20 protein-coding genes, 1 tRNA gene and 1 pseudogene are annotated in these 21,517 nt (G+C 42.8%); 7 read left to right on the top strand and 15 right to left on the bottom strand.

What is annotated here, in order from left to right; translation table 11 throughout:
- Positions 1 to 115 precede the first annotated feature (115 nt).
- The gene (locus tag ACSU1N_RS06065) at positions 116 to 1,315 is read left to right on the top strand and encodes an inorganic phosphate transporter (protein ID WP_440059347.1); all 1,200 of its coding nucleotides are present in this window, start codon (positions 116 to 118) and stop codon (positions 1,313 to 1,315) included.
- On the opposite strand, the gene ACSU1N_RS06060 is transcribed toward ACSU1N_RS06065, so the two are convergent.
- Positions 1,294 to 1,974, bottom strand: coding sequence for a DUF47 domain-containing protein (locus tag ACSU1N_RS06060; protein ID WP_440059346.1), 681 nt, complete (start codon positions 1,972 to 1,974; stop codon positions 1,294 to 1,296). The genes ACSU1N_RS06065 and ACSU1N_RS06060 overlap by 22 nt on opposite strands.
- A 74-nt stretch (positions 1,975 to 2,048) precedes the next feature.
- On the opposite strand from ACSU1N_RS06060, the gene ACSU1N_RS06055 reads away from it, so the two are divergent.
- On the top strand, positions 2,049 to 2,657 hold the full coding sequence (locus tag ACSU1N_RS06055; protein WP_440059345.1) for a SagB/ThcOx family dehydrogenase: 609 nt from the start codon (positions 2,049 to 2,051) through the stop codon (positions 2,655 to 2,657).
- A 3-nt stretch (positions 2,658 to 2,660) separates the two neighbouring features.
- On the opposite strand, the gene ACSU1N_RS06050 is transcribed toward ACSU1N_RS06055, so the two are convergent.
- Complete coding sequence (locus tag ACSU1N_RS06050; RefSeq protein WP_440059344.1) at positions 2,661 to 3,185, bottom strand: hypothetical protein; 525 nt, start codon at positions 3,183 to 3,185, stop codon at positions 2,661 to 2,663.
- 84 nt (positions 3,186 to 3,269) lie between these two features.
- On the opposite strand from ACSU1N_RS06050, the gene thiI reads away from it, so the two are divergent.
- Positions 3,270 to 4,760, top strand: a complete 1,491-nt coding sequence (thiI, locus tag ACSU1N_RS06045) for a tRNA uracil 4-sulfurtransferase ThiI (RefSeq protein WP_440059343.1) — start codon at positions 3,270 to 3,272, stop codon at positions 4,758 to 4,760.
- A 210-nt stretch (positions 4,761 to 4,970) separates the two neighbouring features.
- Here the strand turns inward: thiI and ACSU1N_RS06040 are convergent.
- The 9 genes and pseudogenes from ACSU1N_RS06040 to ACSU1N_RS06000 all read right to left on the bottom strand — a co-directional run bounded on the left by ACSU1N_RS06040 (position 4,971) and on the right by ACSU1N_RS06000 (position 12,624).
- Positions 4,971 to 5,641, bottom strand: a pseudogene (locus ACSU1N_RS06040) (nucleoside hydrolase).
- Positions 5,586 to 5,795: a hypothetical protein gene (locus tag ACSU1N_RS06035; protein ID WP_440059342.1), complete on the bottom strand. Its 210-nt coding sequence runs from the start codon at positions 5,793 to 5,795 to the stop codon at positions 5,586 to 5,588. The pseudogene ACSU1N_RS06040 and the gene ACSU1N_RS06035 overlap by 56 nt, the downstream one beginning before the upstream one ends.
- Positions 5,792 to 5,947 (bottom strand): nucleoside hydrolase, encoded by a 156-nt coding sequence (locus ACSU1N_RS06030; RefSeq protein ID WP_440059341.1) that lies wholly within the window; start codon positions 5,945 to 5,947, stop codon positions 5,792 to 5,794. Before ACSU1N_RS06030 ends, ACSU1N_RS06035 begins: the two co-directional genes overlap by 4 nt.
- 114 nt (positions 5,948 to 6,061) lie before the next feature.
- Positions 6,062 to 6,136, bottom strand: a tRNA-Arg gene (locus ACSU1N_RS06025).
- 65 nt (positions 6,137 to 6,201) lie between these two features.
- The gene (locus ACSU1N_RS06020; protein ID WP_440060293.1) at positions 6,202 to 7,059 is read right to left on the bottom strand and encodes an ABC transporter permease; all 858 of its coding nucleotides are present in this window, start codon (positions 7,057 to 7,059) and stop codon (positions 6,202 to 6,204) included.
- Entirely contained in the window at positions 7,059 to 8,039 is a 981-nt protein-coding gene (locus tag ACSU1N_RS06015; protein WP_440059340.1) for an ABC transporter permease, read from the bottom strand. The genes ACSU1N_RS06020 and ACSU1N_RS06015 overlap by 1 nt, the downstream gene beginning before the upstream one ends.
- Positions 8,040 to 8,051: 12 nt before the next feature.
- Positions 8,052 to 9,977 (bottom strand): ABC transporter substrate-binding protein, encoded by a 1,926-nt coding sequence (locus ACSU1N_RS06010; protein ID WP_440059339.1) that lies wholly within the window; start codon positions 9,975 to 9,977, stop codon positions 8,052 to 8,054.
- Between the two features lie 100 nt (positions 9,978 to 10,077).
- On the bottom strand, positions 10,078 to 11,820 hold the full coding sequence (locus tag ACSU1N_RS06005) for an alpha/beta hydrolase family protein (protein WP_440059338.1): 1,743 nt from the start codon (positions 11,818 to 11,820) through the stop codon (positions 10,078 to 10,080).
- A 144-nt stretch (positions 11,821 to 11,964) separates the two neighbouring features.
- The gene (locus ACSU1N_RS06000) at positions 11,965 to 12,624 is read right to left on the bottom strand and encodes a diphthine--ammonia ligase (protein WP_440059337.1); all 660 of its coding nucleotides are present in this window, start codon (positions 12,622 to 12,624) and stop codon (positions 11,965 to 11,967) included.
- A 275-nt stretch (positions 12,625 to 12,899) separates the two neighbouring features.
- On the opposite strand from ACSU1N_RS06000, the gene ACSU1N_RS05995 reads away from it, so the two are divergent.
- The 3 genes from ACSU1N_RS05995 to ACSU1N_RS05985 all read left to right on the top strand — a co-directional run bounded on the left by ACSU1N_RS05995 (position 12,900) and on the right by ACSU1N_RS05985 (position 14,635).
- Complete coding sequence (locus tag ACSU1N_RS05995) at positions 12,900 to 13,670, top strand: proteasome assembly chaperone family protein (RefSeq protein ID WP_440059336.1); 771 nt, start codon at positions 12,900 to 12,902, stop codon at positions 13,668 to 13,670.
- A 10-nt stretch (positions 13,671 to 13,680) separates the two neighbouring features.
- Entirely contained in the window at positions 13,681 to 14,106 is a 426-nt protein-coding gene (locus ACSU1N_RS05990; RefSeq protein ID WP_440059335.1) for an Hsp20/alpha crystallin family protein, read from the top strand.
- A 349-nt stretch (positions 14,107 to 14,455) separates the two neighbouring features.
- A complete protein-coding gene (locus ACSU1N_RS05985) occupies positions 14,456 to 14,635 on the top strand; it encodes a hypothetical protein (RefSeq protein ID WP_440059334.1) in 180 nt (59 codons plus the stop codon).
- A 58-nt stretch (positions 14,636 to 14,693) separates the two neighbouring features.
- Here ACSU1N_RS05985 and ACSU1N_RS05980 read toward each other — a convergent pair whose 3' ends face one another.
- Genes ACSU1N_RS05980 through ACSU1N_RS05970 form a run of 3 tightly spaced genes read right to left on the bottom strand, consistent with a single transcriptional unit; the run spans position 14,694 to position 18,366 of the window.
- On the bottom strand, positions 14,694 to 15,626 hold the full coding sequence (locus ACSU1N_RS05980) for an ABC transporter permease (protein WP_440059333.1): 933 nt from the start codon (positions 15,624 to 15,626) through the stop codon (positions 14,694 to 14,696).
- Positions 15,627 to 15,631: 5 nt separating this feature from the next.
- Positions 15,632 to 16,624 carry an ABC transporter permease gene (locus tag ACSU1N_RS05975; protein ID WP_440059332.1) on the bottom strand — a complete coding sequence of 331 codons (993 nt, stop codon included), beginning with the start codon at positions 16,622 to 16,624 and terminating at the stop codon, positions 15,632 to 15,634.
- A complete protein-coding gene (locus tag ACSU1N_RS05970) occupies positions 16,603 to 18,366 on the bottom strand; it encodes an ABC transporter substrate-binding protein (protein WP_440059331.1) in 1,764 nt (587 codons plus the stop codon). The genes ACSU1N_RS05975 and ACSU1N_RS05970 overlap by 22 nt, the downstream gene beginning before the upstream one ends.
- 194 nt (positions 18,367 to 18,560) lie before the next feature.
- Here ACSU1N_RS05970 and ACSU1N_RS05965 point away from each other — a divergent pair, with 194 nt between their 5' ends.
- Positions 18,561 to 19,937: a hypothetical protein gene (locus ACSU1N_RS05965; RefSeq protein ID WP_440059330.1), complete on the top strand. Its 1,377-nt coding sequence runs from the start codon at positions 18,561 to 18,563 to the stop codon at positions 19,935 to 19,937.
- A gap of 21 nt (positions 19,938 to 19,958) precedes the next feature.
- Here ACSU1N_RS05965 and ACSU1N_RS05960 read toward each other — a convergent pair whose 3' ends face one another.
- Positions 19,959 to 21,470, bottom strand: a complete 1,512-nt coding sequence (locus tag ACSU1N_RS05960; protein WP_440059329.1) for an acetyl-CoA carboxylase biotin carboxylase subunit — start codon at positions 21,468 to 21,470, stop codon at positions 19,959 to 19,961.
- Between the last annotated feature and the right edge of the window lie 47 nt (positions 21,471 to 21,517).

Here is a 21,517-nt window from a genome sequence, read left to right as displayed (position 1 = left end):
GTCTTTTAAACATGTATATCAACAATTCCGCCTGGATCCTTTTCCTTAAAAATACTTAAAAATCGAATTATGAATAATGTGAGAGCTAACAGAATTCCTGGTGATGGCAGGGGTCATGAACCAGCTATGGCTATTGGTCGCAGGGATAGGGGCTTTCATAGTGGCGTGGATCGATGGCGCGAATAATGCTGCGAACAGTATTGGTGCTCCAATAGGGAGTAAAGCTATATCGGTGAAACAAGCTCTTATACTATCATCGCTCTTCGAACTAGTCGGTGGATTAATCTACGGGAGATTTGTATCTATCACCCTACTCAAAGGCATAGTAGACGCTAGCTCTATCCCAGCAGGCGACCTAATAGTAGGAATGAGTATAGCGCTTCTAGTAACAGGCATATTAGTGACCATAGTGACCAGGATGAAAATACCTATGAGCATAAGCCAGTCTATTGTAGGTGGGATAATAGGGTTCGGCCTCGCCGCCGGGGGGCTGGGTTGCATCTATTGGGATAACATAGCCTATATCGTAGCAGCCTGGGTAGCTGTCCCCTTCCTGGGGGTACTAGTCGGGTTCCTAGAGTACAAGCTTTTCAGCTATTTAAGAACTTTATTCACAGGGAGAAGAGCGCTGATATCAGGCTCTCTACTATTCTTTATAACAGTGTTTATGGCGATATTCCTATACTTCTTCGAGACTGAGAGTATAGGGTCTATAGCTCTCTCAATAGCGATCGGCCTAGCAGGAGGATTGCTAGCAACTGGTCTTTACTACTACTATGTCTCTAGGAAGATGCCTATCGACGAGTTTGAAGCCAGGAACTTCATCTACAAAACCCTGCTAATCTCAAGCTCGGCTACAATGGCTTTCAGCCACGGCGCTCACGATGTTTCGAATGCGGGAGGCCCTTTAACCGGAGTACTACTTGCTCTATTCACAGGTCAGGTTCCTAAGACGAGGATTGAAATACCTTTCCCTGTCCTCGCCTTCTCGGCGATAGGGATTTCTATAGGTATTCTAACGTGGGGGTATAGTGTTGTAGAGACCGTAGGAGAGAGGATTACGCCATTAAGCGTTGAATCAGCCTTCGTAGCACAGTTCTCAGCATCACAGCTCGTACTATTAGTTACTAGGCTAGGGCTGCCTACATCGACTACGGGTGCTATAATAGGGTCTATTACTGGCGTAGGACTAGCCAGAGGGGTTTCATACGTTAATATCAAGCTGGTTGGGAAAATAATCGGGTTCTGGTTTCTCGGAGTAGTTGCGACGGCAGCTCTCACCTTCCTATTAACCTATACTATCATCTCTATCTGAAGCCATGTCGTAATAAGGATATGCATGTAATCTGCTGTCTCAGCGCAGGCGTCGGCAGCATTCTCTAAATCCCTGTTGAAATCATGTATTAGAATCGCTAGCGTACACGGTTTTATTGCTTCGGAGAATTCTATAAGCCTCCCTCTATTCTCTACATCGATCCTATCAGCTTCCTCCTCTATCTCCAACACCCTGTTTACAAGCTCGAGAGACTTCTCGTGCTCCCCGTTTATAAGGTGGTCTACTGCTTCAGCGATATGGCTTACAGCCAGCACTACCTTATCAGCTAGCTTATTCAACCCTTCTCTAATTGGATGAGGTATCTCTAGGTAGGGCATGATGGTTAGCTCTCTAGCAGCTTCTTTAACATGGTCGCCGATAGCGTCAAGCCTTTTAACAAAGTGCAATATGTCTTCTTTAACGCTCGGTTCAAGCCTCGAGTTCTCAATGATCTCTATTAGTTTAAGCCTCTCCTGGTTGGCTTCATTCCTCTTCTTAACTACTTCGGCGAGCAGGCTTCTAGCATCCCCGATCCTTACCTCGTTTAAAAGCTTGAGTGATTTAGCAAATAAGTCCACTGATTTAGTAAGGTTTTCAACGTATTTTCTTAGAGCTTTGATACCATCCTCGGGTAATAAATCGCTAAGCGATACAGGCAATAGTTCGACACCATCTTATTTATCTAGTTGTAATTATACTTGGGATAGTATTTATAATATATCAGTGACCGGGTATGAAGAGTCCGGAGATAATCAATCTACCCGAACCGGATAAGACAACATATTTCTCGAAGCTATTAGTCGCTAGGAGAAGCATTAGGAGATTTGATAGCAGGCCTCTAAATACTAATATCGTATCGCAATTATTATGGTCAACCTACGGGTATACTACAGGGAGGAGGAGGGTAGTACCTTCCGCAGGGGCGCTCTACCCTCTCGAAATATATGCCTCGGTTAGAAGCGGTGGCGTCGAAGGTTTGCTTCCTGGAGTCTACCAGTATGTTCCCGAGGAGCATTCGCTGAGAAGGACTGTAGCAAGGGATGTATCCGATGAATTATACCAGGCATGCCTAAGGCAGAGGTATGTGAAGGAAGCCCCTCTGAATATTATCGTAATAGGAGTACCGGAGAGGATTACAGCTTGGTATGGTGAGAGGGGAATACAGTACATGGTTTTAGAAGCTGGCCACGTAGGCCAGAATATTTATCTCGCTAGCGTAGAACTAGGTCTAGGGACAGTCGCGATCGGGGCTTTCGAAGACGCTCTATTAAAGAGAATTCTCGGGTTACCTAATGAATATATCCCACTATACGTTTTCCCAGTGGGCTATCCAAGAACATAGTATTCAAGGCTTCCCCGACTTTAAAGAGATGAATTTATCCGAGGAGGCTACAGTCAGCGTGGCAAGCCTCCTCCTATGATATAGTTTAACACATCTAATGTAGACTATGTAGTCCGGCTTCGTGAGAGAAACCTTCCTTTTAATACGTTCTGCAATAACACTTATAGCATCACTTGTATGAGCAGGCATCCTAGTCTCACGCCAGTATAACCTACCGTGGAGGGTTATTCTATAGGTTTTATCCTCAGGGATTTTCTCGCCAGCCAATCTCCCAGCTTCTTCAGCTACTATTTCGACAAACGGGTCTAAAACCAGGTCGATCGGCACTATCCTGTAGACTAGCGGGGATATTTCGCCACTAGACTTCAATACCTCGATAGCTTTGTAAGGGTCTTCTACTCTAGCAAGTATAATCGAAGGCCCTGTATCAACTACTACAAGGTCTCCTATTATACGCCTGAGGCTGCTGACAACAGCCCTATAGTTTTCCCCGCCTTGCTCGTGGGTTATCAGTAGGTTAAACGACATTTTTCTAACCGTATTACTGGTAAAGCTATAATAGTTTAAAACTATGACTTCCTAGAGGAGGAGGCCTGGACGGGTGCGGTCCTAGTGCCTTCATATATTGTGACAGTATCAGGCGAAATACCGCTGAGGTCGTCGAGGACTAGGCCACGCTTCTATAGGAGGCTTATCGAGAATATTAGAGATGCTGTATCAAGGGAGGGCGGTAAGGTAATTGAAGCAGAAATAGTTGAGTCAAAAATCTACCTTAGGACGGATAAAGAGGTTGCCCCAGCTATCTCGAGAGTATTCGGAGTGCACAGAGTAGGTACAGTACTAACATATGAATTCAGAGACCTAAGCGACCTCGCTAAATGGGCTGCTGAGAATTCGAGAGACCTAGTAGCTGGTAAAACATTTGCTGTCAGGGTTAAGAGGAGTGGGAACCACCCGTTTACGTCGCTAGATGTCGCTAGAGAGGTAGGGACTCTGTTAAAGCCTTATTCAAGGGGTGTAGACCTGGAGAGCCCTGAGGTAAAGGTAGAGCTTGAGGTTAGAGGAGAGAGGGTTTTCCTCTATAGGAACCTAGTAGAGGGGCCGGGAGGGCTGCCTATTGGTGTTGAAGGAAGGGGCATAGTATTATTTAGCGGCGGTTTCGACTCGCCTATTGCTGCATGGCTTATTGCTAAGAGAGGTGTACAAGTAGACTTCTTACATTTTATACTCGGATCTAGTTGGGCATCCTACCTAGCCTTCAAGGTCGCGAGCAAGCTGTCCTCGGAATGGCTGTATGGTTATAGGCCCAGGTTCATCGTAGTCGATTTCAGGCGTATTGTAGAAGAAATTGTTAAGAAGATTGAATGGAGTATGAGACAGGTTGTATTGAGAGCACTGATGTATAAAACCGCTATGATGGTCGCAGAGTTGAAAGGCTATGATGCCATTATTACCGGCGAATCTATCGGTCAGGCTTCTAGCCAAACATTAAAAAATATTGAAGCAATAGAAGCAGTTCTCAAACCTACTAAACCTATACTAAGGCCTCTTGTAGGATTCGATAAAGAGGAGATAATAGCCTTGTCTCGAAAGATAGGCCTATACGAACTCTCGGCTAAAGTACCTGAGGCGTGCGCAATTGCTCCAAGCAGGGTGGAGACAAAGGCTAGTCCTGAAGAGCTTTCTAGAGAGCTAGATAAGCTCGATCCAGAACTCGTCAACCAGACGGTGAACAGCTTGATTGATCTAGACCTCTTGGAAAGCCGTCCGGAAGACGTTATACCCGGGAGCGATCTAGAGATAGAATTCCTGCCTGAAAACGCCTTAGTCGTAGACGCTAGAAACTGGAGAGGTATTGAAGACAATGCCTTACCTGGCTCAATACCGCTATCTAAGTTTAATCCCGAAGAAATACCCAAGGACAAAACAATTGTAGTAGTCTGCGAGAACGGTAGTATCAGCCTTATAGTAGCAGGCCTTTTGAGAGAGAAGGGTTTGAAAGCGTACAGCCTGAAGAACGGCTTAGTAGGGCTTAAGAGTTCTGACTCCCTCTCCGCCCTAAAGGGCGAAGCTTTCGGTTGTAATAGTAATCGAGGAGAGTAAGTAAAGACAAATTAAAAATATTTACAAATATTTACGAGCATTTAGAGATAACTCAGAGTTCATAGCAGGCTGCTGTTTTGAACTACTAGTGATCCGCACACGTACTAATTCGGTCGACATGTACGGTGCCCGAATCTGATTAATGATTTCCCGGATGTGATCGAAAATATAAAATGTAATGATTATGTTTTGCCTAAGGCTTCTAGTTTTTCATTTTTCTTTGAGCCGATCGATTATAAAACTGAGTACTTTCTGTGGATCTATTTCGACCGCTATATCTATCTCGGGGCTGTTCACGTAAGGGTAGGGTTCTGTCTGCATGTATGTGAGCTTCTTAAGCCAGATTCTTTTCTCAACAATTGTCTGTCCTCTTGTAATATCGTTAGATGTTGAAACCAGTACGGGGTGACGCTGGAATTTGAAGAGACCAGGCTTTAGTACAACTACCATTGTAATAGGGTCGTGGAGGTATGCTAGACTGTTGAACAGGTTGATCAATCTCTTACTTACTAGAGCAGCTAGCTTAGCAGCCCTATTATTAGAGCTATCTAGAATACTCCACGTATTCTTATCCAGAGCGGCTTCAAGGTTCATAGTAATATCTAAACCGATCGCCTTGATCCTACCGCTATACTCTCTGAAGACTATGCTAGCAGCCTTATGTTATATTCTAATACAGGTGTGACGTTGCCTGTAGCATACTTTGTTAGGCCGTAAGAGCCTCCCATCATAATTACCTCCTTTACGTTCTTTACGATATCCGGTTCTATTAGAGTTGCTAGCGCTATGTTTGTCAAAGGCCCTAATGTAATTAATGTGATCTCTCTATTTGAAGAAGATAGCAGGGTGTCTAATAAACCTGACCCCACCGACTTTGGCATCATGGGTAGCCTCGGGGAGGTTTGAGTCGTCCAGGCCATCGCTATCGTGAACCCACGTAGCAGTAATTAAATCTCTCACCAACGGCTTACGAGACCCTATGTAGACCTTATTATAGAATTCATCGCTTACATTAATGTACTCCACAACCCTCACGATGTTTCGTTTCTAGCCCCTCTCACCGGGTCAACGTTCCCAGGTGCGGAGACAAAGCTTAATATCTCGAGCTCAGGGGATTTTAATGCGAGGAGAATTGCGATAGCATCGTCTACGCCTGGGTCAGTATCTATTACAACCCTCTCTACCATACCAGGTTCTACCGTGAGAGTCCATCCTACCTAACCCTAAAAGCCCTTGTAATATAATTCCTAACTCTGCCTGAATCGATTACAGGTAGAGGTCTATAAGAAGATATATGGACGCGGGCCCGCGGGGATTCGAACCCCGGGCCTCCGGCTTAGGAGGCCGGCGCCCTATCCTGGCTAGGCGACGGGCCCTAAGTAATAGTTACAATAAAATAGTTTTAAAATATTAATTGCCTGGACCCTGTTTAGAAGGTAATTCAACTCTTCCTGAGCCTTGGGTTAACATATTCTTCTATAGCATACCCTATGAGAGCTGTTGCTTCAACCGTGATAGTTATCATTAAGCCTGGTGCTACAATCCACCACCACTTACCGCTCGATATAGCACCGCTGTTAACAGCCCAGAATATGATGCTTCCCCATGACTTCTGCGTCGGGTCACCGAGGCCTAGGTAGCTTAGCGAGGCTTCTGCTATAATTGCTCCCCCAATCCTCAGTATCACAAATGCTACTAGCAGAGGGTATATCTGTGGTAATATATGCGTCCTTAGGATCCTCCAGCTTCCGGCACCGTATGCTTTTGCAGCTTCAATATATAGGCTGTTTTTCAACGATACCACTTGAGCTTTAACAAGCCTTGCGATACCAGGCCATGTGAAAACCGCTATAGTTAAAATAATATTCTGATAACCTTGCCCTAGAATCGCTGCCATGAGTATCATGAAAGGTAAGACCGGGAGTAGAAGCATTACGTCTGTTATAGTAGATAAAATATCATCTATTACTCCCCCGAAATAGCCTGCGAGCAAGCCTATTAGAGTACCTAGTACTACGGCAGATAATGCTGCTGCAAAACCTACTAGAAGGGATATTCTAGATCCATATACTAGCTCGCTGAAAATATCCTGGCCTACATCGTTAGTGCCCAGCAAATGATTGAAAGACGGTGGTAAGAAAGGCTTATCTACTGTCTCCCACGGGTTGTATGGGGCGATTAGCTGCGGTGCTATAGCCATTGCCAGCGGTATAGACAAAAGGATTAGCCCGACAAGCCCTTTTCGATTAGAGATTACGATTCTAACACCTTCAATGAATTTGTTAACCCCATTCCTCATCACTCTAGCTTCACCCTAGGATCTATAAGGCTGTACATTACTTCAACAATTGTGACTAGAATCAGGGTTAATGCTGAAGTATAGATCACTATCCCTAATAGCAGAGGATAGTCCTGCTGGTAAACCGCTTGGTAAGCCAGCCTGCCAACCCCTGGTATTGAGAAAACATTTTCAATAAGCATTACTCCACTAACCGAGAACCCTATGTCTATAGCGAGCGATGTCAGAATAGGTAGGCTAGCAGGTCTAAATACATGTTTTATCAAAAGATCTCTATCTGAAAATCCTTTAGCTCTTGCCACGGTTACAAAATCCTCGCCCATCAACCCTATAATGCTATTCCTCATTAAGACGTGGTAGCCTGGTATTGTTAGGATTATTAAAGTTAGCATTGGGAGCCACATGTGTTTAAGGATGTCGAGGAATTTAAGTATCGGGCTTGAATATACTACTCCGTATGTATAGGCTCCAAATAAGGGAGCCCAGCCGAGATAGTACCCGAAGATTATTAAAAGAACCATGCCGAGCCAGAACCCGGGCATACTCCTTATAAACATGAATATGCCCATAGACGCAGTATCAAAACCTCCTCCTCTCCTATATGCTGCGAACATGCCTGTTAAAATACCTACAACAGCAGATACTATAAGAGATGTTGTTACAAGAGATATAGTCCATGGTAAGGCATCCATTATGACTTTGCTCACAGGTTCAAGCCTACTAAATGATAAACCGATATTTCCGGTTGTAAAAAACTGTCTCAAAAAGATTACGTACTGTTCCCAAATAGGTTTGTCTAACCCGAATTCTTTGATATAAACCTGTCTTAGATCTGGTGGTACGCTAGGATTAGCTATTAAATAAGCAAACGCTCCCCCGGGTAATAGTCGTGGTATTATAAATGTGAGAGTTAGAATTACGAAGAAAGTTGTAAACCTAGCTAGGATTTTACGAATGAAAAAATATGTTAGGCCAGGCATGCGAAGAGACACCTATTTCTTTCTTGTAGTGTAAAGAGCCAGTGCTGCCACGACTATTAATACAGCAGCCACTACCCCGATCACTAGAATCATTGATGGGCCTGAAGTAGGCTGCACAATCGTAGTTGTATTTACAACCGTTGTCGCCGCTGTAGTAGTTGTTGTAGTAGGTGATGTAGTAACTGGAGCTATTGTTGTAGTCGTCGTTGGTATCGGTGTAGTTGTAGTTAATGCAGGTGTTGTAGTATAAGTTACCACTACAGGCACTGAAGGCTTGTACTGCTGTGCCTGGATATTATAAAGGCTGAGCAGGCTGAACCAGTTATCAGGTGTAAGAATAGGAGATAATACCCAGCCAGCCCACCTGTCAACTCTGTATGCGAATACAAACTCCTGGTGCACAAAGTTTAGTAATGGTACGTAATCTGCCAGGATCTCCTGGATCCGCCATACGAGCTTCTTCCTAGCTTCAATATCAGGTGTCACCGCCTGCTGCTGGAGTAATGGGTCTAGACCTGGTATCACACAATGACCCATGTTCCATGTACCATTAGATGCGAATAATTGTCTCAGAATATCTGGGTCTGTTGACCCCAAGCCTCCAATTATTAGCATATCGTAGTCTCCCGATAACAACTTAGAGACCAGCGTTGTCCACTCTAAAGGCTGATGCTGCACGTTTAAACCTATTTTTCTAAGGTTAGCTGCGAGTATTTCTCCTACTCTAACTCTGAGAGGGTCGTATGCTGGCGAATATATTGTGAGTTTGATAGTAGTCCCGTTCGGAAAATCTCTCCAGCCATCACCATTATAGTCTTTTAACCCGAGCTGGTCTAACAGTTCAGCTGCTTTAGTTAAATTAAATGGATATTTAACTTCCTTTGGAGGGAGATTAGGGTCTGCCCACGGTGTAAGAGTTGGTGGGAGCTTTCCTAGAGAACCGGGCAGAGCATAACCTTGATATATAAGGTTCACAACCTCTGTCAGGTTTATCGCGTAGTGCACTGCCTGCCTGAACAGCGTTTCGTTCATAGGATACCTCATGCAATTAAAGTACATGAACCTCGACCCTAATTCGGTTACATTCCATATCCTGATATTAGGGTCGCTTAATAGGTCGGGTATACTAGCGTAAGGCACACTCCAAGTAACGTCATCAACATCTCCTCTCTTCAAAGCAAGCAGCATCGCATCAGGATTCGGAATTATAGGAAGGACATACGTGTCTATGTAAGGCCTCCCTAGATGGTATTTGGGATTAGCTACTAGGAGGTAGTATTGCTGTGGAACATGTTCTCTAAAGATGAAAGGCCCGCTACCGATAGGAGGCTCGTTCTTATATGTTGGTACCTGGCTGGGCGGTATCTTGGACCATATATGCTCAGGCACGATGTATATTGATGATGTAACTAGAGTGAGGAACGGAGCATATGGCTGGGTTAAGTCTATTTCAACGGTGTAGTTGTCTAATACCTTAACATCTTTTATGTAGGGCGCGTAGTCTTTGAACCTAGTGAGATTACCATAGTCCCTAAGGAACCTGTATGTGAAAGCCACGTCTTCGGCAGTTAGCGGTAGACCGTCATGCCATGAAGCGTTCTCGTATAGGTGGAAGATGTAGGTTGTCCCATTGTTCTTAATCTCCCAGCTCTTAGCTAAATCACCTACTATAGACCCGTCCGGAGCCATAACTGTTAGAGTATCATATACGACTCCTATTATCATAGCCTCCCAGCTTGTAGTAAACATCCATGGGTTTAACGTATTTGCTTCACCCATCATAGGGTCTCTAAAAACGCCGCCTGGAACTATACTAGGATCTCTAATAATGTATTTGAACACTGTAGGCTGTTGGTCCTGTGCTCTCGTCACAATAGGTGGAAATGCTATAGCTGTTAATAGTACCAAAACTACTACGGATATATATGCTATTCTCACTATTCTACACCCACTCTCTTACCTGCATGAATAAAACAGGTTGGGTATAAAAGCTTTTAATAAAAGAATATAGGTGGGATTAACTAAAAAATATAAACTATTATTTTCCAACACATTTATCCAAGAATATCGAAGCATGCGTCATTACTATTGCTAGTTTATCAGGGGTAGTGATAGCATGCCCTGCCTCTGGGATTACGTGTAGCTCGAACGTTTTCCCGCTCTCCATTAGTTTGTAGACGAGGTTTAATACCGGTTTTAGAGGTGTCCTAGTGTCATTCTGTGGCTGTATTATCGCGAGAGGTTTCTTTAGATTGCTTGCATATGTAGACGGAGACCTCTGTTTCCACAACTCTCTCTTGTTGTCGAATAGTATGTTTATAAACTCTTTGAATACCGCATCGCTTAATTCATACATTTCCTCCCAGTCGGCTACAGGAGCGCCCGCGACACCACACTCGTAGAGATCAGGCCTCTGGAACATAGCCCATAGAGTCATATATCCCCCGTAGCTATACCCCCATATTAGAGCTTTTTCGCCGAGCTTGTTTTCAAGCGCCCATTTGGTAGCTGCTTCAACGTCGAGCAGGTCCCCGCCGCCTGGGTCGCCTATGTCCATAAGCCTGAATCTTTCGCCGTAGCCTGTTGAGCCTCTGAAATTAGGTGCCACAATATTGAATCCCAGGGCTACTAGAGGCGCTATCCTGGTATTCCATTCGTCTGCAGTCTCCCACCATGGCCCTCCATGCACGTATACAACGAACGCTCCTCTAGGCTTCCTCGTCTTGAATATGAAAGTTGGTACTTCAACCCCGTCGAAAGATTTTATTTTCACGAATTCTATATCCCCGAAACTTTCTTCCACTTCAGCAGGGAGTTTGGATACTAACACTTCTCTACTAACACCTTTATCATAGACGTAGATGCCTGTAGGCTTCTTCAAGCTTGTATAGGTAAAGTATATTAGTTCACCGTGCGGATAAGCGTTCAGTACTGTTCCAGCTGGTGTTTCAATAACCCGACCGTCTACGAAGAGTTTCGACCTCCCATCTTTCTTCCCTATAACATACAGCTTCCCATTGAACTCTCTGTAGAAGAGGTGTTCTACAGGCTTGTATTCCGAATAATCTTTTTCTCTGAATACAAGTTTTTCGAATCTGTCCCTATAGAGGTCATAGACTACCAACTCTTTCGCATCCCCGGTGTAGGCGTTAGATTCGAATACCAGCTTCTTACTGGTTGTGATTATAGGCGACTCATTGACACTACCCTCCCTAGGTGTAACAACCTTTAGCTCGTTGCTAGATAAATCATATATGAAGATCTCGCTAGACTTAGGATTCTTTCTTAGATTCCCCGAGCCAGTAATAACTTTACCGTCGAAGAAAGATACGTGAGCATACGAATCAAGCCTTGCTAATTCTTCAACACTGTCCTTCTTAACTAGGAACAGGCTTATTCTTTCTTTAGACGCCCCTGCGAAAGCTATTTCAGAACCCGTATCGAAGAAACCAAGTATTCTAACCGGCTCCATGTTTTCGAGCACGAACTCTTTCTCGTTAACTAGGTCGATATAGCCTATAACCTGCGTCTCCCTCCCAGCACCCACATCTCGTGTGAAAGGAACCCTGGTACCGTTTAAACTGACTTCGCCCGGCCAGTGAACAGTTTTTTCCGAAAGCCTTATCTTGCCTCTGCTAGGGTCGAGGACCCATATGGAATTAAATCCCCCTTCGAGAGTATGATATACGACCCTGCCCTTGTAATCTATGCCGAGAAGAGTATATGTAGGTGTATATATAATATCCTCAACTATTTTAACAATCCTGCTAATATTACTCACGCATACACACCTTACAATTATTTATTGATGCTTATATATCAATAAAAATATTTAAACCCTAACTACTCCACAAAGCTCTATTCAATTTGAAGTACTACAAGGTATTCTAGCACTTTAGGCCAGGGTTGCAACAATGGATTTCATCTATCCCGGGATTAGATCGATAAAATAAAACCCTTCTCTAAACACTACCTCGCCCAACCTCACATTTATCCTATTCCGAAATAAAGGCCCCGCGTATACGAATGTATGGTACTCTCCGTACTCACCCATAATATCCACACCGCTAGGTAGTTTCGACAGAAAATTCCAGTCGAACCTCTGCCCCACCAGGTCTCTAGGAAGCTTCCTTGAATCTACTGATACAACTATAGCCTCGAAACCAAGGTTGATGAATAGCTCGGCTAGCTCTCTTGGATTCCTACCCCATAGGGGGAAAACCCCTTTAACCCCTGCTTTCTCTAGATTTTTCTCCCTATACCTTCTCACATCTTCAAGATGGATATCCCCGAACGCGAAACCCTCTACTCCTTTATCTCTAAGCTCTTTGACAACATTACCCATAATCTCTTCATACTCCTCGTTACTACAGTGCGCGGGTATATACACTTCTATGAGTTTTATCCCAAGAGACTCAGCCTGCCTCTCAACAAGCTCTCTCCTAACACCGTGCATTGTTACCCTATCGTAATCCTTTGTGATAGTAGTTATTAGGTATTCCACTTGAAAAACACCAGACTTCTTGAGAAAATATAGTGCTAGTGTCGAATCCTTACCACCGCTCCAAGATAATGCTATTTTCAAGCTGCACCCCTTGATCAGCTGTTTTTTATATGCTACACGTATATAAATAGACTTAATATCTTTAACTAATTTTGTCTACGCCCATCTCTCATAATCTGAGAGGGTCTGAGAGGATAATTATCCTATTAAGATACTACTCTATTTGACATACCGCAGAAAAACCCATAATAAGCTGTATGATAGTATATTTGCCTATAATTAAACCTTATATAGAATCGTACTATATTCAAAGATAAAATGATATACTGGTTTAAATAGATAATGAGGTGAAATGTGTGAGTTCTATTAGGGAGGAAGTCATTAAATCTTTCAGGTTCAGGGAATACGATAGGCTTGAGCTTAAGAAGCCTAGCATACTAGTTTTCTCCGTGCCTGATACAGGGCTTGTTAGCACTATTTCAATGTACCACCTTGTTAGAGAGCTTGAGTTGAAGGAAGTAGGGGATGTTGAGGCACCTGCTCTACACCATATAGCGATCGTGCAAGAAGGTTATCCGAGACCCCCTATTAGAATATTCGCTGGCGGAAACATACTAGCTGTTTCAACAGATTTCGCACTACCGCTAGAAGTCCAGGTTGAGCTGGCTTCTGCCGTCATAGACTACTCTAGGATTAGGAATTACGACTACGTTATAGGCTTAACAGGCATACCTTCACCTAATAGGATCGACCTCGAGGAGCTTAAGACATTCTACGTAGCCTCGGTGAAGGAACTAGCCGATCTCGCTGAGAAAAGTGGCGCAAACCCCCTGAGGCAAGGAGTTATAATAGGCCCTTACGCTACGCTCCTTAGGGAGAGTGTTAAGAAAGGGGTTAATACTCTCATACTCCTAACAGAGTCTTTCCTAGAATTCCCAGACCCAGAGGCTGCAGCCAGAGGGCTACAGGTATTCTCGAAGATAATAGGCAGGGAGATAGATGTGAAGAAACTACTTGAGGAAGCTGAGATGATTAAGTTAAAGACGAGAGAGCTCATGAGGCAGACGCGTAGCGTTATGGAGCAGATGAAGAAAGTTACCGAGTACCAGCCATCATTATACGTGTGAGGCGGGTCTCATGAGCGACTTCATAGACGAGTTCTTCAAAAGGGTCGAACGAAGACTCAGAGAGATCGAAGACGAGTTTAGACGGGAGATTAGGAGGATTGCCGAGGAAGTCCGAGGAGAGCATTCATACAAGCCGTTCTACAGCGAGACAATAGAACCCCTATATAGTATGAGGGATCTAGGAGACAGGGTTATCGTATACGTTGACCTGCCATACGCGAGCGAAGGAGATATCGAGGTATTGTTCGAGGAGAACAGGCTTAGGATTAAAGCATTGCTCAAGTCGAAGATAGACGTTGGAAAATGGTCGGAGAGGTATAGAGGTGTTGAAGTAAAACAGTACAGCCTGGTAATACCGCTACCATTCCACCCCAAGAAAGAGAACACTAGGATCAGGGTTAGGAAAGGGGTTCTCGAGATAACAATATACAAATAATATAGATAAAACTGGAACTTTTATTTTAAACATATTTTAAAACTTATATATCATCAAATACTCTGTAAGACTTTTAAAGCATATATCGCTATGATTAAATCTTGCTATCAATAAATTTCATTAACATAGAAAATGACATACTTTATAAGGTTTATATAAGGTGGTATAGATAGGGTAGTGCAGCATAGCATATTCAGTCTTTAGGGATAAGAGTTGAACGCGAACGAGGTTTCTAAGCTTATCATGATCTACTCGGGTGGTGTCCGGGCTTTAAACGGTGTGGATCTACAGGTAGAAGAAGACTTCCCATGCTATTCTTGGACCAAATGAAGCAGGTAAGGCCGCTTTAATGAGGATTCTGACTACACAGATTAAACCGACTTCTGGAACTGCTAGGGTTTTCGGTTTAGACGTAGTATCCCAAGCATCTAAAGCGAGGAGGATTATCGGTTATGTCCCCCAGGAAATAAGTCTATGGACCCTTTTACGACCTTCTAATCATAGCAATCTTCAACATCGTATCAAATAATCATAGCAATTGAAATGCCTGGGAAGATTGTTGAATAGGAGAGAATATACGAGAAAAATTATATCTCGAATTCCCTAACAATCCGTTTCTTAGGGTTAAGATAGTTTATTAGGGAATCTCCGAGGAAATTCCACCCTAATACCGTTAACGTAAGGAATAGACCTGGGAAAACGCTTAGCCACCAAGCGGTAAATAATAATTGCTGACCCTCATAAATCATCCTGCCCCAGCTAGGAATATTTGGATCTCCTAATCCTAGATAGCTGAGGCCTGCCTCAAGTAGCATGGCGTTACCTACCAGAAGTATCGTATAGGATATTATCAGAGGTATTGCTTGCGGTAGTACATGTTTGAACATAATGTATCTATTACTAGCACCGAAGGATTTAGCTACCTCTACATATTGGTTCTCAACTAAGCTCAGCACCTGACCTCTTACTACCCTTGCTATAGTAGGCCAACTAGTTACTGATACAACAAATATTATATTATATATTGAGGGGCCAAGGGTTACAGCAAGTATTAGTGCAAGGAAGAAGGCTGGGATCATCATAAATATCTCTACTACCCTGCTTATCACCATATCAATTAATCCCCTGTAGACACCTGCTATAACGCCTAGGAGAGACCCTATTAGAGAGGCCGATATTGCAGCAGATAATCCAACAATGAGGCTTGTTCTAGCACCCCATAATATTCTGCTGAGAACATCTCTACCAAACCTGTCCGTGCCAAGCAAGTGGTTGAGAGATGGTGGAGTAAATGGTTTATAGACCATAGCGCTTGGATCCGGTAGATTCAACCAGTTTACGAGGACTGCTAAAGCCCCTATACTTGTTATGATAGTTAGCCCAAGTAGGCCTTCAAAATCTTTTGTAGCCCATATAACAAATTCTTTAACTCCTCTTAGAACACTACCAATATTTCTTTTCAAAACACTATATATTGAATGTGCTTGCAGGATGCCCTCAATGTTCACCCGTGGCTCCAAGTAAATCACCCAGTTTTTACGCGAGGGTCTAATAAACCATAGATTAGATCTACTATAATATTTGCTACTAGAACCATGACTGTTACCAGTAGGAATATACCCATTATTAGAGGGTAGTCTCTAGCTGTTATAGCATCTAACATTAGACGGCCGATACCAGGCCATGCGAATACGTTCTCTATTATAGCTGCTCCGGCGAATGCGAAACCAAGCTGAAGGCCCAGAAGCGTGACAGCAGGTATTATCGCATTTCTTAAAGCGTGGAAATATAGTATTCTAAACTTGGAGAGTCCTTTAGCCTTTAATACGATAATATAATCTTCTGCGAGCTGATCCATTATTACGCTTTTTGTCAACCTGAAATATATAGGGAACAAACCTAGGGTTAAGGTTAGTATTGGCAGTACAGCGTGCTTAGCCATGTCAAGGTAATATCCTAAAGTACCCTCAGAACCTATATACTGTGGGCTTATTATACCTGTAGCAGGTAGGATTTTCAATTTTATACTGAAGACCTCTATAAGGATAATGCCTAGCCAAAAAGACGGCATTGAGTATGTCAGCATCGAGAACCCAGTGAAAGAAACATCTAATGCCCCGCCTGGTTTTGATGCTGCTAAGACAGCTATTAGGACTCCAAGCATGAACGCTAACACTATACTCGGCACCATGATCAAGAGCGTCATAGGTATCCTCTCAACGATCAAATCCACTACTGGTACAGCATAACGATAAGAAATCCCTAAGTCACCGCGGAATACATTATACATGTATATTAAAAGTCTCTCGTACAATGGTTGGTCAAGTCCCCATTTATGGATCAAATATTCGGCATAATCATTGCTTACAAGACCTGTTTCAGCACCCATCATTAAAGCTGGATTACCAGGTGCTATATTGATAAGTATGAAGTTAATAATAAGTACGGACACAAAAACTAAAAAAGAAGCTAGAATCCTATTAATTATGTACTTTTTCACTTTTTCAGCCTCAACCATACGAGTACAGCTACTACGACTACTGCTATAATACCGACTCCTACAATTACCCAGTTTGTAGCCAGGGCTCCTTGTGATATTGTAGTTACTGTGCTACTAGTGGTATTTGATGTAGTCGTTGATGTCGCTGAAACCGGGCTTACAGTACTTGTTGTCTGGGTACTCGTAGTGGTGGTGCTAGTGCTTGTTATTGAAGTGGGATTACTGGTTTGTGTGCTTGGGCCATACCAGGCTTTATAGTAGCTACCGATTGGTACAACTCCTATTAGATCCCATGGCATATCATGCCATCCCTGCCTATATATGAAGAATGCTGGCAAGTCGAGGAGTGGTATGTATACAAGGTCTCTTGCAAATATTTCTTCAGCTTTGAAATACAATTCCCTCCTAACATAAGGATCTGCTGTCTGAGCCGCTTTTAGCACTAATTCATTAAACTCGGGATCGCTATAGTTAGCGAAGTTTATATAGGCATAGCTCGAATATCTCATATACATATTGTGAGGATCAGGACCGTGAAAACCATCGCATAGAGCGATATCAAAATCCCTCTGCTTAACGACTTTAGTCTCCCAGGTGGCTATCTCGTATTCTTCAATAGTCACCTTTAGCCCGACTCTCTTTAATTGATTCTGGAGTACTTGCGCTATAGCTTCTGAGGTAGAACCCTGGAATATCACTAGTCTTAGATTGATAGTTGTACCGTTAGGGAACTGCCTATAACCATCGGGGCCTACTTTATATCCTAGCTGATCAAGGATTTGCTGTGCTTTAACAGGGTCGTATGGAGGGTATGTAGCGTTGGGATCCCACCAGAACGACATACCTTTTAACCAGGCTGTTGTAGCAGGGAATGCGTAACCCGAGTAAGCTTTCTGGTTTAATTCGTTCCTATCTATACTCATCGCTATTGCCAACCTGAAATCGCTATTCTGGAACAATGGCTCAAGCATATTGAACCCAATGTAGTATCTGCTCAGAGTAGGTAAGACCTTAACTACAATGCCTGGAGTCTGGTTCAATATTCGTATATCTGATACAGGAGGCGTATTAGCTAGGACGTCGCCATTACCCGATAAAAAGGTTTGCTCTGCACTCGTTGGATCTGGGACTATCTCGTATACTAGTTTGTCTATTTTAGGTCTTCCCAGGAAATAATTATCGTTCGCAACCAGTACTATATAGCTGCCTTTCACATACTGATAGAATTTGAAAGGTCCTGTTCCAATAGGGTGCTGCAAAGCAGGTATGTTAGGATCCATCCAGTCCTTATATTGAGTACTGTTAAATATGTGGGCTGGTAGGATAAACGTCCCATACCATGCTACAAAAGATAAGAACGCTGGGAATGGTGTATCGTATACGAACTGGACAGTGTAGTTGTCGAGGCAATTAACACTAACCATATGATCCATCATTAGATTACTATACGCTATACCATGATACTTTTTTATCGCTTCGAAAGTCCATTTAACATCAACGCAAGTAAAAGGCACACCATCATGCCATGTAGCATTTCTTACCAAGTAGAAAGTAAAGACTGTAGCATTAGAATTAACAGTCCAATTGTACGCAAGGTCGGGTATAATATTATAATTGTAATCTAAAGCTACTAGCCTATCGAATAGATTTGGCGCAATACCATATAACGCATCATCTACCTGACTATCAGGGTTCCAACTCTTTATATCACCCCAGTAGATAACTGTTAGAGTATTGCTTTGCGAAGGCGTTTCCGACAACACTACCCTTAGTTGTGAGACAAACAGTATACCTATTATTAATAGCAGGAGAATAACTTTTGTATTTTCAGCACGTACATATTTTGCCAACATTACACATCATACCCTTAGAAATAGGAGAATAATATGCACAGGTATATAAACTTTAACTAAGTATAAAATAGGCCAGGATAAAATAGATTGGGTATAACAAAATGGAAGAAGTAAGAAATTTTGTATACAAATATATAGAGAGCGTGCCCCATATTAATGAATTTATGTACATTGACGAATTAAAAAAGAGCTCCAGAGAATTCGTTAAGAAAAACAATGATATAGCTGAATTAGTTGAAATAGGAACAGCTAGAAACGGTGAACCTGTCGAAGCCCTTATAGTAAGAGGGGGCGATGAAAAATCAATTCTCGCAATAGGTTTCCCACATCCTAATGAACCAGTAGGGTCTATGACTATCGAGGTGTTAACAAAAATATTTGATATTGATAGAGAATTTATTGTAATGAGTAGAGCCACATGGATTCTTGTTAAGGCCGCCGACCTTTATGGTGCTAGATTAAACGAGGGATGGTTTAAAGGAGGATTCGACATCGTGAAGTATGCTTTGAACTATTACCGGCCTCCAGGGTATAAACAGGTTGAGTGGAGTTTCCCAGTTGAATATAAGGAGCTTAAATTCAATAATCCTATTCCTGAGACAAGGGCGTTAATGAAAGTAATCGATGAATGGAAGCCAACGCATATATATAGCCTTCATAATTCTGGTTTTTCAGGGACATATTATTATGTTACAAAAGAACTTTCTAAGCAAGTATTAGAAATGCTTTACGAAATACCATCTAGATTTAATGTCCCAATTCATTACGGAGAGCCGGAAGCCCCTTACATAGAGAAAATCAAGGACGGAATATTCTATATGCCTAGTATCGAAAAAATCTATGACTGGTATGAGAAATACTATGGGAAGGATGTAGCTAAAGCTATTAGCCATGGCGGAAGCACATTCGATTATTCCAAGAAACAGGTGCCTGGTGTTTTTGAATTAGTATGTGAGGTACCTTATATTTACGATGAGAGACTAAGTAATAATTATCGAATCGGGATACCACGAAGAGAACTATTAAAAATAAGAATAAACCTCGAAGAAGAACTCTTAAGACAGATAGAGGAATATATGGGTAAAATAGCGCCATATGCTTCAGAGGATAACCCGTTTTATGAAGCATTATCGTATTTTGTAGAAACATCCCTGAAAAGCATTATTGCAGAGAGGAATTGGATTGAAAAAGATGAAAGCTTAGACGAGAACGCTTCGGTAGCTCAAGCATTCGATGCTTACGCAAGAGTACTATTCTACTCGGGCCTGTTGAGACTCGGGCTTCTCCACAGATCCATTGAATTCGAGGAGACTAAATCAACCCTGCCAAATAATCTAATTGAGTTGAAAAAAGAGATAAGGACAAAAATAATTTCCATAGCCGATAAATTCAAGGCGTATTCTAGTTTCTACACTATCCCTATTAGCGATCTTGTTAAAATACAGCTTGGGGCAATCCTTTCAACAATAGTTGATTAGAATATGGAATCGTTTTGAATCTTATTTCCTTCTAAGCCTACTTCTTGTTAAAGTCCAGTATGTCCAAGCCCTTCTCTTAATAGCTTCGACACGTGTCTCCGTAGGCTTCTCTCTGATTATCTTCCCTTTAAGCAATTTATTAAAATCCGGTTGGAACACGGATGCTACCGCTGTAGCAAGGGCTTGGATAGAGAGTTCTTGCTCAACTTTCTTGGCTAGCACGTCCATATTGTTACTAACAAACTCGGTCGTGTATGTTGCCTTAATGAATTCTGGCGATTGTATTATACTCTTCAGGAAGTAGATATTGGTCTGGATACCGTCTATTACATACTCGTTGAGAGCCCTCAACAGCCTTGATACCGCCTCCTCTCTGGTCGAACCAAATGCCACTATTTTCGAGATCAGAGGATTGTAGTCGGCCGGTATATAAGAACCTTCAGCCACACCGGAATCCACTCTGATACCTGGCCCCGATGGTTCTCTATACCTTGTTATATAGCCTGATACAGGTGTTAGACTTATAGGATTGACCGCCATAACCCTAGCTTCTATTGCGTGACCCCTTAATACTATATCCTCCTGCCCAATGTCTAGGACTCCTTCGAAAGCGATCTTAATCTGTTTTTTCACAATATCCACTCCCGTAACTAATTCCGTAACAGGGTGCTCTACCTGCAGCCTTGTATTAACCTCCATAACGTAGAATCTCCTATTTTTAGTATCAAACAAGAATTCGACCGTACCAGCATTATCATAGCCTATAGCCTTCATCAGCTCAACCGCTATCCTTGTCACCTCGTCTCTCTCGCTTCCTGTTATAGAAGGAGATGGTGCTTCCTCAACGAGTTTCTGATACCTGAACTGTATCGAGCACTCTCTCTCATACATGTGGATAACTCTCTCGCCATCTCCTAGGATTTGCACCTCAATGTGCTTAGCATGACCCAGGTATGGTTCTACGTAAATCCTTTTATCGCCAAATGCTCTCTCAGCTTCTTCTTGCGCTAACCTAGCCTTCTCCTCAGCTTCGCCTCTGTTAAAGACTATCCTCATTCCAATTCCTCCTCCTCCCCCTGCAGCTTTTATCAAAACAGGATAGCCGTGGACACGCGCGAATTCTATTATATCACTAGGGTCTTTAACTAGCTGGTATGGGAGAGTTGGTAAACCGAGTTTTATAGCTGTCTCCTTCAGCCCGATCTTGTCTCCAGCCCTCTCAATAGCCTCAGGCCTAGGGCCGATCCATACTATACCTTTATCAATAACCTTTCTAGCGAAGACACTATTCTCGCTTAAAAACCCGTATCCCGGGTGGATCGCGTCAGCACCCAGCTCTATCGCCGCCTCGATTATTTCATCAATGCTGAGATAGCTTGAAACCTCTACGTCCTCGTATACAAATTTCCTGTGCAAACTATTCTTGTCAACAGGAGTGTATATCCCTAGAGGCTTGAACCCCATCTCAGAGATACTCCTAGCTATTCTTACAGCAATCTCTCCTCTATTAGCGATGAGGATCTTAACTGTCATAACAATCAAGATATTTTCATACACGTATCTTTAAAAATACTTTAGGA

Origin of the sequence: Thermogladius sp. 4427co (genome assembly GCF_051933805.1) — an archaeon.
Classification (GTDB): domain Archaea; phylum Thermoproteota; class Thermoprotei_A; order Sulfolobales; family Desulfurococcaceae; genus Thermogladius.
Note: the sequence above shows the minus strand (reverse complement) of the source record. Positions and strands in the feature narration are given on the sequence as shown.